This is a genomic window from Anaerovibrio slackiae (genome assembly GCF_009695585.1).
GTDB lineage: Bacteria > Bacillota > Negativicutes > Selenomonadales > Selenomonadaceae > Anaerovibrio > Anaerovibrio slackiae.
This window is the reverse complement of record NZ_VUNR01000004.1, coordinates 14,239-26,161: the sequence shown is the minus strand read 5'-3', so window position 1 is coordinate 26,161 and position 11,923 is coordinate 14,239. Positions and strand designations below refer to the sequence as shown.

The window sequence follows — 11,923 nt, the reverse complement described above, 5'->3', positions numbered from 1 at the left end:
CAATGCATATTCTGTTAATGGGACCTCCTGGTGCTGGTAAGGGTACTCAGGCAGCAAACATTGTCAAGAAGTTCGCGATCCCGCATATTTCCACTGGCGACATGTTCCGTGCCGCTATCAAGGAAGGGACCGAGCTGGGAAAAAAGGCGAAGGCATGTATTGATGCCGGCAACCTGGTTCCGGATGAGATTACCGTAGGCATCGTCAGGGAGCGTCTGGCTCAGGACGATTGCAAGAAGGGCTTCATCCTGGATGGCTTTCCTCGTACCGTTGAGCAGGCTGATGCCCTCAGCAAGATTCTTGCCGAGCTGGGCATTGACCTCAAGAGCGTAATCAATATTACTGTTCCATCTGCCGACCTGGTGGAGAGGGCAGTAGGGCGCAGGATCTGCAAGAGCTGCGGTGCTACTTATCACGTGAAGTTCAGCCCGTCCAAGGCTGAGGGCAAGTGCGATGAGTGCGGCGGCGAGCTTTACCAGCGGGCAGACGACACCGAGGAAACCATGAAGAATCGGTTGTCAGTATACGAGGCACAGACAAAGCCATTGATCGAGTATTACCAGAAGGCTGGTCTTTATGTAGAGATTGATGGTCGTCAGGCAATCGACAAGGTTTTTGCAGACGTTGTTGAAACCCTGAAGTAAAAGGAGTCATTATGTCTAAGCAAGATGTAATTGAAGTTGAAGGTAAGGTACTGGAGGCATTGCCTAATGCCATGTTCCAGGTAGAGTTGGAGAACGGCCATGTAGTTCTGGCCCATGTTTCCGGCAAGATTCGCATGAATTTCATCCGCATCCTGCCGGGTGACAAGGTAACCATTGAGCTGACGCCTTATGATCTGACTCGCGGCCGTATTACCTATCGTTTTAAATAGTCAAAACAAGGCTTTTGGCAGTAATATGAAAGGGGCATAACGCAATGAAAGTTAAACCGTCGGTTAAACCTATTTGTGAAAAGTGCAAGGTTATTAAGCGTAAGGGTCGCGTAATGGTTATTTGCGAAAACCCAAAACATAAGCAGAGACAAGGATAATTTTAGAAGGAGGTGCTTGATGTATGGCACGTATTGCCGGTGTAGATTTGCCACGTGATAAGAGAATTGAGATTGCATTAACATATATCTATGGTATTGGTCTTACTACTTCCCAGAAATTGCTGAAGGAGACCGGTATCAACCCTGATACCCGTACCCGTGATTTGACTGAGGACGAGGTTGTAAAACTGCGTGATATCATTGACAAGAATGTTATCGTAGAAGGTGACCTTCGTCGTGAGCAGTCCCTGAATATAAAGCGACTCGTTGAGATCGGCTGCTATCGCGGTCGCCGTCATCGCATGGGTCTGCCAGTTCGCGGACAGAATACTAAGAACAACGCACGCACCCGCAAGGGCCCTAAGAAGGCTGTTGCTGGTAAGAAAAAATAAGGGAGGGCTAAAGAGTGGCAGTTAAGAAGTCTGTACGTCCTAAGAAGAAGGACCGCAAAAATATTGAATTTGGTGTTGCTCATATCAGCTCCACCTTTAATAACACTATCGTTACCCTGACTGATAAGAATGGTAATGCACTTTCCTGGGCAAGCGCTGGCGGCCTCGGTTTCCGTGGCTCCAGAAAGAGCACTCCGTTTGCAGCTCAGATGGCAGCAGAGGTTGCTGCAAAGGCTGCTATGGAGCATGGCTTGAAGCAGGTTGATGTCTATGTAAAGGGTCCTGGTGCCGGCCGTGAGGCAGCTATCCGTTCCCTGCAGGCTACCGGCCTCGAGGTTAGCATGATTAAGGATGTTACCCCGATTCCTCATAATGGATGCCGTCCGCCGAAGCGTAGAAGAGTTTAATAGGAGGTGCAGAATAAATGGCAATTGATAGAGTACCAGCACTGAAAAGATGCCGTTCTCTCGGCATTGAGCCAGGCGTTGTAGGTCTTGGCAAGAGTTCCAAGCGTCAGCCTCGCCGCACCCGTGGCAAGGTCAGCGAGTATGGCACTCAGTTGAAGGAAAAGCAGAAGGCAAAGTTCATTTATGGTGTACTTGAGAAGCAGTTCCGTGCTTACTACACCAGGGCGAAGAAGATGCCGGGCATCACTGGTGAGAACCTCATCAGCCTTCTGGAGAGAAGACTTGACAATGTAGTATTCCGTCTGGGTCTGGCTGCAACCCGCAAGCAGGCTCGTCAGGTTGTTCGTCATGGTCATATTACTGTAAATGGCAAGCGTTGTGACATTCCATCTGCACTTGTTGATGTAAATGATGTTGTTGCAGTAGCTGAGAAGGCTCGCGGTAATGCGTTCTTCAAGGCTTTGGCTGAGTCCAACAATGCACTCAGCACTCCTGCCTGGATTACTGTTGGGGCTGATAGCTTCACCGGTACTGTAAACCGTTTCCCTGCCAGCGAGGACTTCGATGTTCCTGTTGACAGCCAGGCTATTGTCGAGTTGTACTCCAAATAATAATTTCTGTGTATTTTTTGCATTCGTTATCGGATATGTACATAGATGCATTGAGTTATTGAGGAGGGCAATTCCACATGATCGAAATCGCAACACCTAAGATTGAGATACAGGAAAATAATGAGGATCTTTGCTATGGTAAGTTCGTCTGCGAGCCTATGACTCGCGGCTACGGCATCACCATTGGAAACAGCATGCGCCGCATACTGTTATCCTCTATTCAAGGTGCAGCCATTACCTCGGTGAAAATCGAGGGCGTGCTGCATGAGTTCTCCACAGTTCCTGGAGTTCGGGATGATGTTACCAACATCGTCCTGCACTTGAAGGAGCTCTGCCTCAAGATGCACAGCGATGAGCCAAAGGTCATCCGCATTGATGTCAAGGGTGAGAAGGAAGTGACGGCAGCGGATATCATCCATGATGCCGATATTGAGATTCTCAATCCTGACCTGCATATTGCAACGGTCAATGAGGCAGGTTCCCTGAAGATAGATATGGTCGTGGAGCATGGCCTTGGCTATGTTCCGGCTGAAAAGAAAAAGACACAGGACCACACCATCGGTGTAATCCTTGTGGATTCTATCTTCTCGCCGATTCGTCGAGTAAATTACAAGGTTGAGGATATCCGTGTTGGCGATGCTGTTGACTACGACAAGCTGACTCTGGAGGTATGGACCGATGGTTCCATCCAGCCGGAGACGGCTGTCAGCAAGGCCGCAGCTATCCTGATCAGCCGCCTGAAGCTGTTCCAGAACCTGACTGTACTGCCTGAGATAGAGGCGGTGCCTGAGGTGGAGGCAGAGGAAAGCGGCGAGTCTGCTGCCAGCAACCCGGAGCTGGATTCTATTCTGGCCACCAAGGTAGAGGATATGGATCTGACTGTCCGTTCCTTTAATTGCTTGATGCGGGCAGATATTAAGACTGTTGGTGACCTGGTAAGCAAGACTGAGGAGGAGATTATGAAGGTTCGTAATCTCGGCCGCAAGTCTTTGGATGAGGTTAAGGACAAGCTTAAATCCATGGGATTATCCTTAAAGGAAAGTGATGCTTCCAAGCTGGGTGACTACCTTGCGGACGATTCGGAAGCTTGATTTACATTATTTTTTGATACAAGGAAAGAGGGAAATAAATGGCTTATAGAAAGTTAGGTCGTGATTCTAGCGCCCGTAAGGCACTGTTCAAGAGCATTCTGACTTCCTTCTTCAAGCATGAGCGCATTGAGACCACCGAGGCTAAGGCTAAGGAGATCAGCGGCCTTGCAGAGCAGTTGATCACTCTCGCAAAGCGCGGTGATCTGGCAGCTCGCCGTCAGGCTATTGCTCAGCTTGCTGATGAGGATGTTGTTAGAAAGCTGTTTTCTGAGATTGTTGAGTACGACTCCGTAAAGAACCGTCAGGGTGGCTACACCCGTATCATGAAGCTGGGTGTTCGTCGTGGTGACGCAGCTCCAATGGTTATTCTTGAGTTGGTGAAATAATCATAGTATAATAAGGCTGTTGCTTCTGTTTGAGGCAATAGCCTTTTTCTTTTGCTGGCTTTTGGAGAAGCAGAATGGGAAATGATAGTGCAATATAGTCAACCGATATTCATAATATAGTTGACTGTACTGTGGGGCAGAAGTAAAATAGAAGCAGATTGAGTTTTAGTGTGTACAAGGAGCAGATCATGGCTTTTATAGAATGCAGGGGCTTATACCACGATTATAATGCCGGGATGGAAAATGAATACAGGGCGCTGGACAATGTCAGCCTGAGGGTGGAAAAAGGGGAATTCGTGACGATTTTGGGCACCAATGGCTCCGGCAAATCCACTTTGGCAAAGCATTTTAATGCCCTGCTGCAGCCCACCCAGGGCAAATGCCTGGTGGATGGCATTGATACCTCTGACGAGGCAAGGCTGTGGGATATCAGGAGCAGGGTGGGGATGGTATTCCAGAATCCAGATAATCAGATTATTGCCGCCATCGTGGAGGATGATATCGGCTTCGGGCCGGAGAATATCGGCATGGAGCCCCACGAAATCAGGCGGCGTGTGACAGCTGCCCTAAAGGCGGTAAATATGGAGGAATTTCGCCATTTTGCCCCCCATCTTCTGTCTGGTGGTCAGAAGCAGCGGGTTGCCATTGCAGGTGCCCTGGCCATGAATACGGAGTGCCTGGTGCTGGACGAGCCTACCGCCATGCTGGACCCTGCAGGCAGGCGCGAGGTGATTGACACGGTGTGCCGCCTGAACCGGGAGCAGGGGATTACAGTAGTTAATATTACTCACTTTATGGAGGAAGCTGCCCTGTCGGACAGGATTATCGTCATGAACAAGGGGCGCATCATGAAGGAGGGCAGTCCGGAGGAAATCTTTCAGGATATTGGCGGCATGAGGCAGCTGGGGCTGGATGTGCCGGTGGCAACGGAGCTGGCCTACAGGCTGTCCCGGAAGGGCTTGCAGCTGGACAGGGCGATTATTAATCAGGAGGCATTGGTAGAAGCATTATGTCGATTGAAGTAAGGAATATATCATATATATACATGCCAAAGTCCCCCTATGAGCGTTTGGCACTGGATGATGTGACCATCACCATCCCGGAGGGGAAAATCACGGCTATCGCCGGTCATACGGGCTCAGGCAAGTCAACACTCATCCAGCATCTGAACGGGCTTATCAGCCCAAGCCAGGGCTGCGTGCTGGTGGACGGAGTGGATATTGCAGCCAAGGGGCAGGCAGCCAGGCAGGCGCGCCGCTCCGTGGGCATGGTGTTTCAGTACCCGGAGCACCAGCTTTTTGAGGAAACGGTGGAGCAGGATATTGCCTTTGGCCCGAAGAATTATGGCCTGACGCCGGAGGAGGTCAAGGAGCGGGTGCGTTTTGCCATGGATTTCGTGCAGCTGGATTATGAGGAATACAGCCAGCGTTCACCTTTTCAGCTCAGCGGCGGCCAGATGCGCAGGACGGCCATCGCCGGTGTGGTGGCGCTGCGGCCCAAGTACCTGGTGCTGGACGAGCCTACGGCAGGGCTGGACCCCAAGGGCAGGGAGGAGCTGATGCAGCGGATATTGAAGCTGCACCGGCAGGAAAAGAATACTATTGTGCTGGTGTCCCACAGTATGGATGATATTGCAAAGTTTGCAGATAATGTGGTTATTATGAACCGGGGCAGGGTGCTGATGGAAGGCACGCCCCGGGAGGTCTTTGTCCGGGAGGATTTTATCCGCCAGGCAGGGCTGGATGTGCCACAGATTACGAATATTGTCAAGGCATTGAAGGCCGGGGGAATGGATATCCCTTCTGACATCTATACTATGGATGAAGCTGTGGATGCCATCGTCAGGGCGATGAGAGGAAAAAACAGGGCAGGAGGTGCGGAGAAATGTTGACGGATATTACCCTGGGGCAGTATTTTCCAGGCAATTCCCTGCTGCACCGCATGGATGCCAGGGTGAAGATAGTATTGCTGTTTTTTTACATAGTAGGGATTTTTTTATTTGACAATAACTGGTGCTATCTGATGAACACCATGCTTGCATTGGTTTTGGTGGGGGTGTCAAGGATTTCCCCCCGGGTGGTGCTGAAGGCCATCAAGCCCCTGTGGTGGATTTTGCTGCTGACCTTTATTATCCAGCTGTTCAGCGTGCCGGGGGAGGTGCTCATGAAAATATGGATTTTTGACCTGACCTATGAAGGGCTGGAGAAGGGCTTCTTCATCAGCCTGCGGCTTATTCTGCTGATTGGCGTATCTTCCCTTTTGATGTTCACCACCTCGCCATTGATGCTGACGGATGCTCTGGAGGCACTTTTTAAGCCATTGAAAAAGGTGGGCTTCCCGGCTCATGAGCTGGCCATGATGATGACTATTGCACTCAGGTTTATCCCTACCCTGATGGAGGAGACGGACAAGATTATGAAGGCACAGAAATCCCGCGGCTCCGATATAGGTGAGGGGAACCTGATTGCCAAGGCAAAGAGCATGATACCGATTCTGGTGCCCCTGTTCATCTCGGCTTTCCGCAGGGCGGATGAGCTTGCCATGGCGATGGAGGCCAGGAGCTACCGGGGCGGCGAAGGGCGCACCCGCATGAAGGCCATGCGCATGCACAAAAGTGATGGCTGGGCCATAGGCAGCATGGCCGTGTATCTGGCGGCATGTGGTGCAGTGTACTGGCTGGTGTAATTGCTATAATTGTATTGGAGATGTGTGATGAAACCTGAACACAAGGAGATAATGAAGGCCCGCAGGCGCAATATCAGGCTGACGGTGTCCTATGACGGCACGGCGTACAACGGCTTCCAGCGGCAGAATCCGCCCCAGGTGGCGGTGCAGAACGTGCTGGAGGAAAAGCTTGCCGCAGTCTGCGGTGACAGCGTGGAGCTGGCGGCCTCGGGACGGACGGATTCCGGCGTGCATGCCATGGGGCAGGTGGTGAATTTCTTCACGGATGGCACGATCCCCCTGGACAGGCTGCCACGGGCGGTAAACAGCATCCTGCCGCCGGATATTGTGGTGCTGGATGCGGCGGAGGCGGACAGGGATTTCAGTGCCCGGCACAGTGCCAAAAGCAAGATTTATATTTATCGGATTTTGCAGGGGTATATTCCGGATCCCTTTGAGCGGAATTACAGCTGGAATATCCACAAGGAGCTGGACACGGAGTCTATGAAGGAGTGCCTGCGCATGATAGAGGGCACCCATGATTTCAGTGCCTTCCGGGCTGCCGGGGGGCCGCCTGTGAGCCCGGTGCGGACTATCTATGAGGCATCACTAGAAAAAAAGGGGCGCATTGTGGAGCTGAAATTCTTTGCCAACGGCTTTCTTTACCACATGGTGCGCAATCTGGTGGGCACCTTGGTCAATGTGGGCATGGGGCGCACCAGCGTCCAGCGTTTCGGGGAAATCATGGCATCCCTGGACAGAAATCAGGCAGGTGCCACGGCACCTGCCCAGGGCTTGTATCTGTATAAGGTTAATTATTAGATGGGGTAAATGGACATGGTACATATTTTTTTGACAAGCAGCCCCACCGGGCCTCTTGATGGCAGTCGCAGGGTTGACGGCATCGATAAGTGGAATGGCTTTGGGGACAGGCTGCATGAGGTGTGGCAGGCGGATTCACGCTGCCTGATGATTGCCGCGGCGCCGGATAATGCTGCCCTGATGGATGAGATGACAGGATTTTTCTGGCATACCTGGCTGCGGGAGGGCTTTAGTATGCAGTGCATGGACAAGCTGGATTACCGTTACCATGGCAGCGGCTGGGACAGCGTGCATGGGCATATCAGCCGTGGGGATTTGCATAGCTATGATGTGTTGTTTCTGGCTGGCGGCCATGTGCCAACCCAGAGGCATTTTTTTGAGGCAATCGGGCTGCGTGAAAAACTGCAGGGCTTTCAGGGGATAATTATCGGCATCAGTGCAGGCTCCATGAACAGTGCTGACATGGTTTACATTCAGTCTGAGGAACCGGGGGAGGCAGTGGACAGAGGCTTTCGCCGCTGGGGCAGGGGGCTGGGGCTGACAAAGCGGAATATCCTGCCTCACTATCAGATGGTAAAGGATAATTATCTGGATGGCATGAGGCTGTATGAGGATATTACAATGCCTGACAGCTATGGGCATGAGTTTGTGGTGTTGTGCGATGGCAGCTATTTGCGGTTTGAAGCTGAATGGGCTGGGGCACCGCCAATTAGTGAAACCGTTTATGGTGAGGCATATATTATTCGGGAAGGAACTGTTAGTGAGCTGTGCAGGCATGAAAAGATGTGTGCCTTGTTAAGCTGATTTCACAAAATTGATTGATTTATTAAATAAAATAGCCATCCAGGCAAAATGTCTGGATGGCTATTTGCTTACAATACGGCAGCTTTTTTTCCTATGTTCATAACCTGTTCAGCTGTCATCTTGGCAATACGGGCAACGGTATCAATATTCATACCATCACGCAGCATATCGGTTAAAATTTCATAGCGTCCTTCCGTACGTCCTTCAACACGTCCCTCAGCACGTCCTTCAGCTCTATTTCGTTCAATAACTTCGCACATTTCGTTCATCCTTATATATTGTCACAACAAAGCCAATTTTCTGAAATTGGCTTCGGTCATATCAGCCGCATCTGCAGCTTCTTTTAAGGTCAGTTTATTCAGTTTTACTAGCTTTGTCAGTAGAGATAACTGCCCCTCTACACGTCCTTCAGCACGTCCTTCAGCACGTCCTTCAGCACGTGCTTCAGCTCTATTTCGTTCAATAACTTCGCACATCTCGTTCACCCCTTCTTCAGTAGTTTTGAATATACGTTTTCGCTCAGATATAGCAGGAAACTTGTCATCATAATATGAGTCTTCTACAAAAACTTTCATCAGCTTGGCGATGTCGGAGTTATCATCGATTTCGGCATTTATGTATATTTCCTGGGTGCCATTGTATACTTTGTCACCTGTTTCTTTGATGATGCGCTCTACATGATATACAGCTTTGCCACGTTTGAAAACATCAAATTTAGAAATAAAGACAGAAATCACATCAGGTATATCGCGGAATTTTGTTCCCGGATCGGCAATATTGGAAGTAAGCAGTGATGAATTATAACGTACCCTTCTCTGGTGGTCATCATCATCAGCTTTTTGCACTTCTATATGTACAATTTTTCCCGAAGACAGGCGGCATTTCAAATCAAGGATGCAGGAACGCCCCTGTAGATTTTTGACAATGCTCTGGGGCACGTTCTCCAGAACGATTAGTTGCTTATCTCTGAGGAAAATCCTCAGCATTTCCTGGCAAACTTTCAGGCTTTCAGCCATCTTGACAAAAAGTGCATCATCTATGGGATTGAGGCTCATAGCATCAGCACGTATCTTTGCGTTGTAGCTCATGGCACCACCTCCAAATCTAGCTATATTATATCATAAAAACATTTGTATGAAAAGAGCGTTTTGAGGCTAATATAATACATAGAGTTTGTTAATGAAAAGTATGGTTGATTGTTTATTGCTTCATGTATATACTATATGCAGGAGGAGGGAATAGGATGGGGATTGTTATTGAAACTTTTGGAAAATGTAATGCTAGCTGCCTATCAAAAGCGATTATGTTTCAAGCAGGCAGTTCACCTGATGATAAGGTATCAATAAATGTGGAACATGAATGTATTACAGTGAAAAAAATCCCTGCTTCCAAAGCTGACCGATTCATGGAGTTGTTTGGTGATTATCAGGGTGAATGGAAAGGTAATGAGATAGATACTGGTTATGCTGTTGGGAAAGAGGTGTTGTAATGCAGGTAATGAATGCAACTAAATTTAGGGAAAATCTGTTTAGTATTATTGAAAATGTAGGAAAATATAATGAACCATTATGTATAACTGGAAAAAATAGTGAGGCTGTCTTGCTTAGTTTAGAGGATTATAACAATTTAATTGCGACGATGGAAATCAACAGTAATCCAGCTTTGAAACGTAAAATAGAAGAAGGTTTGAATACACCGTTAAAAGAATGTTTGTCTGCATGTTCTTGGTAAAAATTTTTTACAAAATATAGCTAATGTGTTATTATAAAGGTGGACTTTTCCTAATGCTATGCGTTAGGAAAAGTCCACAAGCAACTTGGTCAAGTTATCCACAAGCAACTTGGTCAAGTTATCCACAAGCAACTTGGTCAAGTTATCCACAGGTAACTTGACTTTTTTGTTGCAATTTTTTAGGTGGGATGCCAAGTATTATTTGACTACGTTAGGTGATTTTATGTGGTGTCCAACCTGTGAGATAAAAACAAATGAGCCGGTATGTACTGTCTGTCAGCAAAAAACTGTTGAAGATATTGAAATACCCATTGAGGTGTACTGGTGCAATGAGTGCAGTACACCTGTGATTATGAGCCGAGATGATGTTAAGTCATGTTTGATAAATAACAAGCCTGTAGTTTGCCCTGTGTGCAGCTGCAATATGGCATATTTGGCAACAGATATAAAGCCGGTCTTTCCAGAGGAACGCCTTTTATTGGAGTTGTTGGAGAACAGGGAAATATTTTCCTTGCAAAAGGCAAATGTTTGGGCACATGAAAATAAGTACTACATAGATGGAAAAAAACATATCGTATCCTTGAAAAAATTTGAGGATGCAGATATTTCTTACTTGCAGCAGGGCATTGAAGCTAACAAACTCAAGGTTTCATATGATGAGTTTAATGTTCAAATAGATAGATTTATTAAATACAATAGAAAAAGATTTAATAATATAAAATATGAAGCCCATGAATTTATCAAAAGGGAAGCAGGTAAATATCAGGAAGATAATATAGTTTTATCATTTTCCGGGGGCAAGGATTCCACTGTAGTAGCGGATTTAGTAATCAAGGCTTTGGGAAATCCATATTTGGTTCATATTTTTGGCGATACAACGCTGGAGTTTCCTATGACAATGGAGTATGCCAAGAGATATAAGGCTTCTCATGCTTTGGCAGATTTTTTGACGGCAAAAAACAGGGAGCAAATTTTCTTGGATGTGTGCAAGGATATAGGGCCCCCTGCCCGGATGATGAGGTGGTGCTGTTCCATGTTCAAGACCGGTCCTATTACCAGAGTAATTTATGAAAATTACCGCAATGAGCAGATACTGACATTTTATGGTATCAGAAAACACGAGTCTGTTAGCAGGAGCAAATACAATCGGGTGGAAAAAGGCTCTGAATCTGTAAAAATTCAGCAGCAGACTGTGGCCGCACCTATTTTTTATTGGACGGATATAGATGTGTGGCTGTACATATTTAGTGAAAAAATTGACTTTAATGATGCATATAGGCTTGGTTATGACAGGGTAGGCTGCTGGTGCTGCCCGAATAATAATAGCAGGGCGCAGTTTTTATCCAAAATTTACATGCCAGAGCAGGCAAAAGTATGGCAGGATTTTCTAATAGATTTTGCAAAAAAAATCGGCAAGCCAGATGCAGAGGAATATGTTAATTCAGGCAAGTGGAAGGCAAGGCAGGGGGGGAATGGACTGGCATCTGCCAGTGATGTAAAAATCCAGTTTACAAACTGTACCAGCGAGGAACATGCCAAGATATATAAGCTGACCAAGCCGTACAGTGATGAGCTCATCAATATGTTTGTGCCCTTTGGGCGTGTTGCCCCTGAGCTTGGCAATAAATTGCTGCATGAGGTAATTGTTTTGGATATAAAGACAAATGTGCCGATTTTGTCTATTCAGCCTTTTAGCCAGGATGGCTATAATTATGCAGTTAAAATCAAAACCATGAATGTAAAAAAGCACGCAGATTTGCAGCGTATGGCAGGTTATCAAGTGAGGAAATACAATGCCTGCCGTCAATGCCTGAAATGTGAATCTTTATGCCGTTCGGGAGCAATTTCTATTATAGGAGATGAATATCACATCAATGCAGAGAAATGCGTGCATTGCAAAGTTTGTGTCAATCAAAAATATCTGGCAGGTGGCTGCATGATGGATAAGTATTTGCGTACAAAGTAGCAATAATCGCAATCACA

At 47.5% G+C, this 11,923-nt stretch carries 18 protein-coding genes; 16 read left to right on the top strand and 2 right to left on the bottom strand.

All coding sequences use genetic code 11. The features are described 5' to 3' along the window. Positions 1-2 precede the first annotated feature (2 nt). From FYJ84_RS02815 to FYJ84_RS02755, 13 genes are all read left to right on the top strand, one after another. Complete coding sequence (locus tag FYJ84_RS02815) at positions 3-644, top strand: adenylate kinase (RefSeq protein WP_154405961.1); 642 nt, start codon at positions 3-5, stop codon at positions 642-644. 11 nt (positions 645-655) lie between these two features. Then, positions 656-874: a translation initiation factor IF-1 gene (gene infA / locus FYJ84_RS02810; RefSeq protein WP_009645081.1), complete on the top strand. Its 219-nt coding sequence runs from the start codon at positions 656-658 to the stop codon at positions 872-874. Between the two features lie 44 nt (positions 875-918). After that, positions 919-1,032 carry a 50S ribosomal protein L36 gene (rpmJ, locus tag FYJ84_RS02805; protein WP_058965281.1) on the top strand — a complete coding sequence of 38 codons (114 nt, stop codon included), beginning with the start codon at positions 919-921 and terminating at the stop codon, positions 1,030-1,032. Positions 1,033-1,055: 23 nt separating this feature from the next. Further along, positions 1,056-1,424 (top strand): 30S ribosomal protein S13, encoded by a 369-nt coding sequence (rpsM, locus tag FYJ84_RS02800; protein WP_154405959.1) that lies wholly within the window; start codon positions 1,056-1,058, stop codon positions 1,422-1,424. Positions 1,425-1,438: 14 nt separating this feature from the next. Continuing rightward, positions 1,439-1,831 (top strand): 30S ribosomal protein S11, encoded by a 393-nt coding sequence (gene rpsK, locus FYJ84_RS02795; protein WP_027397572.1) that lies wholly within the window; start codon positions 1,439-1,441, stop codon positions 1,829-1,831. Positions 1,832-1,848: 17 nt separating this feature from the next. Continuing rightward, on the top strand, positions 1,849-2,442 hold the full coding sequence (gene rpsD, locus FYJ84_RS02790) for a 30S ribosomal protein S4 (RefSeq protein ID WP_154405957.1): 594 nt from the start codon (positions 1,849-1,851) through the stop codon (positions 2,440-2,442). A gap of 77 nt (positions 2,443-2,519) precedes the next feature. Next, positions 2,520-3,533 (top strand): DNA-directed RNA polymerase subunit alpha, encoded by a 1,014-nt coding sequence (locus tag FYJ84_RS02785; protein ID WP_154405955.1) that lies wholly within the window; start codon positions 2,520-2,522, stop codon positions 3,531-3,533. 38 nt (positions 3,534-3,571) lie between these two features. Further along, positions 3,572-3,919, top strand: a complete 348-nt coding sequence (gene rplQ, locus FYJ84_RS02780; protein ID WP_154405953.1) for a 50S ribosomal protein L17 — start codon at positions 3,572-3,574, stop codon at positions 3,917-3,919. A 188-nt stretch (positions 3,920-4,107) separates the two neighbouring features. After that, positions 4,108-4,944, top strand: coding sequence for an energy-coupling factor transporter ATPase (locus tag FYJ84_RS02775; protein WP_154405951.1), 837 nt, complete (start codon positions 4,108-4,110; stop codon positions 4,942-4,944). Next, positions 4,929-5,810 carry an energy-coupling factor transporter ATPase gene (locus tag FYJ84_RS02770; protein ID WP_154405949.1) on the top strand — a complete coding sequence of 294 codons (882 nt, stop codon included), beginning with the start codon at positions 4,929-4,931 and terminating at the stop codon, positions 5,808-5,810. Before FYJ84_RS02775 ends, FYJ84_RS02770 begins: the two co-directional genes overlap by 16 nt. Continuing rightward, positions 5,804-6,604 (top strand): energy-coupling factor transporter transmembrane component T family protein, encoded by an 801-nt coding sequence (locus tag FYJ84_RS02765; protein WP_154405947.1) that lies wholly within the window; start codon positions 5,804-5,806, stop codon positions 6,602-6,604. Before FYJ84_RS02770 ends, FYJ84_RS02765 begins: the two co-directional genes overlap by 7 nt. Before the next feature lie 27 nt (positions 6,605-6,631). Further along, positions 6,632-7,405 (top strand): tRNA pseudouridine(38-40) synthase TruA, encoded by a 774-nt coding sequence (gene truA / locus FYJ84_RS02760; protein ID WP_154405945.1) that lies wholly within the window; start codon positions 6,632-6,634, stop codon positions 7,403-7,405. Positions 7,406-7,420: 15 nt separating this feature from the next. After that, entirely contained in the window at positions 7,421-8,209 is a 789-nt protein-coding gene (locus FYJ84_RS02755) for a type 1 glutamine amidotransferase family protein (RefSeq protein ID WP_205764070.1), read from the top strand. 68 nt (positions 8,210-8,277) lie between these two features. Here FYJ84_RS02755 and FYJ84_RS02750 read toward each other — a convergent pair whose 3' ends face one another. Further along, positions 8,278-8,469 carry a hypothetical protein gene (locus FYJ84_RS02750; protein ID WP_154405941.1) on the bottom strand — a complete coding sequence of 64 codons (192 nt, stop codon included), beginning with the start codon at positions 8,467-8,469 and terminating at the stop codon, positions 8,278-8,280. Positions 8,470-8,490: 21 nt separating this feature from the next. After that, a complete protein-coding gene (locus FYJ84_RS02745) occupies positions 8,491-9,297 on the bottom strand; it encodes an Rpn family recombination-promoting nuclease/putative transposase (protein WP_154405939.1) in 807 nt (268 codons plus the stop codon). 155 nt (positions 9,298-9,452) lie between these two features. Here FYJ84_RS02745 and FYJ84_RS02740 point away from each other — a divergent pair, with 155 nt between their 5' ends. The 3 genes from FYJ84_RS02740 (at position 9,453) to FYJ84_RS02730 (ending at position 11,906) form a co-directional block, all read left to right on the top strand. Continuing rightward, positions 9,453-9,698, top strand: coding sequence for an AbrB/MazE/SpoVT family DNA-binding domain-containing protein (locus FYJ84_RS02740; protein WP_154405937.1), 246 nt, complete (start codon positions 9,453-9,455; stop codon positions 9,696-9,698). Then, positions 9,698-9,940 (top strand): type II toxin-antitoxin system Phd/YefM family antitoxin, encoded by a 243-nt coding sequence (locus FYJ84_RS02735; protein WP_154405935.1) that lies wholly within the window; start codon positions 9,698-9,700, stop codon positions 9,938-9,940. The genes FYJ84_RS02740 and FYJ84_RS02735 overlap by 1 nt, the downstream gene beginning before the upstream one ends. Positions 9,941-10,364: 424 nt before the next feature. Continuing rightward, a complete protein-coding gene (locus FYJ84_RS02730; protein ID WP_235901331.1) occupies positions 10,365-11,906 on the top strand; it encodes a phosphoadenosine phosphosulfate reductase domain-containing protein in 1,542 nt (513 codons plus the stop codon). Positions 11,907-11,923: the final 17 nt, after the last annotated feature.

Coding starts and splice junctions, on each gene's coding strand:
- rpsM (WP_154405959.1), top strand. CDS start 1,056: ATGGCACGTATTGCCGGTGTAGATTTGCCACGTGATAAGAGAATTGAG.
- truA (WP_154405945.1), top strand. CDS start 6,632: ATGAAACCTGAACACAAGGAGATAATGAAGGCCCGCAGGCGCAATATC.
- FYJ84_RS02750 (WP_154405941.1), bottom strand. CDS start 8,469: ATGTGCGAAGTTATTGAACGAAATAGAGCTGAAGGACGTGCTGAGGGA.
- FYJ84_RS02755 (WP_205764070.1), top strand. CDS start 7,421: ATGGTACATATTTTTTTGACAAGCAGCCCCACCGGGCCTCTTGATGGC.
- FYJ84_RS02815 (WP_154405961.1), top strand. CDS start 3: ATGCATATTCTGTTAATGGGACCTCCTGGTGCTGGTAAGGGTACTCAG.
- FYJ84_RS02785 (WP_154405955.1), top strand. CDS start 2,520: ATGATCGAAATCGCAACACCTAAGATTGAGATACAGGAAAATAATGAG.
- FYJ84_RS02770 (WP_154405949.1), top strand. CDS start 4,929: ATGTCGATTGAAGTAAGGAATATATCATATATATACATGCCAAAGTCC.
- FYJ84_RS02730 (WP_235901331.1), top strand. CDS start 10,365: ATGGCATATTTGGCAACAGATATAAAGCCGGTCTTTCCAGAGGAACGC.
- FYJ84_RS02740 (WP_154405937.1), top strand. CDS start 9,453: ATGGGGATTGTTATTGAAACTTTTGGAAAATGTAATGCTAGCTGCCTA.
- rpmJ (WP_058965281.1), top strand. CDS start 919: ATGAAAGTTAAACCGTCGGTTAAACCTATTTGTGAAAAGTGCAAGGTT.
- rplQ (WP_154405953.1), top strand. CDS start 3,572: ATGGCTTATAGAAAGTTAGGTCGTGATTCTAGCGCCCGTAAGGCACTG.
- infA (WP_009645081.1), top strand. CDS start 656: ATGTCTAAGCAAGATGTAATTGAAGTTGAAGGTAAGGTACTGGAGGCA.
- FYJ84_RS02775 (WP_154405951.1), top strand. CDS start 4,108: ATGGCTTTTATAGAATGCAGGGGCTTATACCACGATTATAATGCCGGG.
- FYJ84_RS02735 (WP_154405935.1), top strand. CDS start 9,698: ATGCAGGTAATGAATGCAACTAAATTTAGGGAAAATCTGTTTAGTATT.
- FYJ84_RS02745 (WP_154405939.1), bottom strand. CDS start 9,297: ATGAGCTACAACGCAAAGATACGTGCTGATGCTATGAGCCTCAATCCC.
- rpsD (WP_154405957.1), top strand. CDS start 1,849: ATGGCAATTGATAGAGTACCAGCACTGAAAAGATGCCGTTCTCTCGGC.
- FYJ84_RS02765 (WP_154405947.1), top strand. CDS start 5,804: ATGTTGACGGATATTACCCTGGGGCAGTATTTTCCAGGCAATTCCCTG.